Genomic DNA, 1,996 nt, shown 5'->3' with positions numbered 1-1,996 from the left:
AGTGGAACGGACCTCGAAAGCCGCATCCAACGTTTTGAAAAAACCTTGTCGGCGATTCAAGACTTGAAATGCCCCGCATCTTCCACGACTTTGCTGGGCCGCTTGAACTCCTTGACCGCGCTGCGCGCAAACGCGAACCGCGATAACATCCTGCGTGGTTTGGGCTTGAACGAAACGCCAGCGGGATAAAGCCGCGGGGAATGCGGCGCCGCAAAACGCGCCAGCGAAACAAGCGGCTCGCAGAGCGGCGCCGCTGACAACGGCAACCTGATCCTTCGCGGATCCTGATCCACCGCACGGAACCGCCTCGCCGGAGGCCCTCGCACCACGGGGTCTCCGGCGCGTCCGTGTGTGGGCCATGCGCGCGGTGATCTTCGGCTACTTCGGCGACTTCTTCGAGCCGCTGACATCCTCCTCGGCTTCGGTCTGGACCACGGTCCAACCGCGGGCCTTGGCGATGGCTTCGCACGCCTCGATCTGGCGCGCGATGCTGACAGACTCCTCGGCGGCTTGGCTCAGGCGGGCATAGATGGCGACACGGAGGGGCTTTCCGGTGTTCAATCGGCTATCTCCTCAGGTTCGAGATCAACACCTCTGAATCTATGGCCGGGTCGAGCTGTCCTGGGACCTGGCCGGGCCCGACGTGCTCTCCCCACGCTGCGCGACCGGGCCGTCGAGCGGCTGGGCAACCGTCTGGTCACCGGCGTGCTGACCATCACAGCCTCGGAACACCGCTCGCAGCTGCGCAACCGCGAGGCCGCCGAGGCCCGGCTCGCCTCCGTCGTGGCCGCTGCCATCGCGCCCCCGCCCCGCCGGCGCCGCGCCACCAAACCGACCCGGGGCTCAGTCGAGCGGCGCATCGCCGACAAGAAGCGCCGGGCCCAGGTGAAACGCGGCCGGGGCGGGGACTTCGACTGAGGTCACCCTTCTAGGTGACAGGCGACTAGCGTCATGGAGCAACTGGCGGTACGTTAACCCGCATGCCGTCACACCTGCACGAAATACTCATCGAGATGTTTCGGGGACGGCCCTCCCTGGCTGCGGAGCTGCTCGATGGCCCGCTGCACGGAGATCTCCCCGAGTACGACGAGGCGCACCTCTCCTCAGCCGAGCTGACGGATGTCGCCCCCACCGAGTACCGCGCCGACGCGGTGATCAGACTGACCCGCGCGGGAGCCGATGTCCTGGCCGTCGTGGTGGAGGTTCAACTCCGGATCGACGCCCGGAAACGACGAAGTTGGCCGGCCTATGTGGCCACTCTGCACGCACGCTTGAGCTGCCCTGTGGCCCTGCTGGTGATATGTCCGGACGGAAGTGCGGCCGGCTGGGCCGCCAACCCGATCGAGATCGGCCCACCTGCGTCGAAGGTGGTTCCGGTGGCCCTCGGGCCCGATGAGGTTCCCGTCGTCACCGACCCGGCGGCCGCCCAGCGGCTGCCTGAACTGACCGTGCTGTCCACCCTCGCCCACGCTGACCGCACCGATCCCATTCCGCTGTTCAAGGCCCTGTTCGCGGCCCTCGACGCGGTCGATGTCGACCGTGCGGCTCTATACCATGACTTCATGCTCACGGCGTTGTCAGCCGCAACCCGCAAGCTGCTGGAGGATTTCATGACCACCACCGACTACCCGTACAAGAGTGACTGGGCGCGGCGGCAGTTCGCCGCCGGCAGAGCCGAAGGCAAGACCGAAGGCAAGGCCGAGGGCAAGGCCGAGGGCGAAGCCAGTGCAATCCTGACCGTGCTCGCGACCCGAGGCTTCGACGTCTCCGACGATGACCGGGCGAAAATCACCGGGTGCACCGATCTGGAACGGCTCGAAGAATGGCTTCGGCGAGCCGTGACCGTGGAGCGGGTGGAGGATCTGGGGCTGGAAATCCGTTAGGGAAGGCTTCAGCCCGGCGGGGGGGGGGCGGGCCGGGGGGGGGCCCGCCCCCCCCGGGGCCCGGCGGTGGGGGGGGTGTGGGGGGTTGGCCGCCCCCCCCCACCCGCCAAGGG

The 1,996-nt window shown here is 67.7% G+C and carries 2 protein-coding genes and 2 pseudogenes; 3 read left to right on the top strand and 1 reads right to left on the bottom strand.

Translation table 11 applies throughout. The features are described from left to right. Window positions 1-189 (top strand): annotated as a pseudogene (locus KZ829_RS35350) (hypothetical protein); the annotation flags it as partial. 189 nt (window positions 190-378) lie between these two features. Here the strand turns inward: KZ829_RS35350 and KZ829_RS35345 are convergent. Further along, window positions 379-561 carry a recombinase family protein gene (locus KZ829_RS35345; protein WP_220148179.1) on the bottom strand — a complete coding sequence of 61 codons (183 nt, stop codon included), beginning with the start codon at window positions 559-561 and terminating at the stop codon, window positions 379-381. A gap of 46 nt (window positions 562-607) precedes the next feature. On the opposite strand from KZ829_RS35345, the pseudogene KZ829_RS35340 reads away from it, so the two are divergent. After that, window positions 608-918: pseudogene (locus KZ829_RS35340) on the top strand (aminoacyl-tRNA hydrolase); the annotation flags it as partial. A 62-nt stretch (window positions 919-980) separates the two neighbouring features. Further along, window positions 981-1,883 (top strand): RpnC/YadD family protein, encoded by a 903-nt coding sequence (locus tag KZ829_RS35335; protein WP_220148178.1) that lies wholly within the window; start codon window positions 981-983, stop codon window positions 1,881-1,883. Window positions 1,884-1,996 lie beyond the last annotated feature (113 nt).

The sequence above is a fragment of the Actinoplanes hulinensis genome, from assembly GCF_019429605.1.
Lineage (GTDB): Bacteria > Actinomycetota > Actinomycetes > Mycobacteriales > Micromonosporaceae > Actinoplanes > Actinoplanes campanulatus.
The sequence above is the reverse complement of the archived record's forward strand: the minus strand, read 5'-3'. Positions and strand labels throughout refer to the sequence as shown.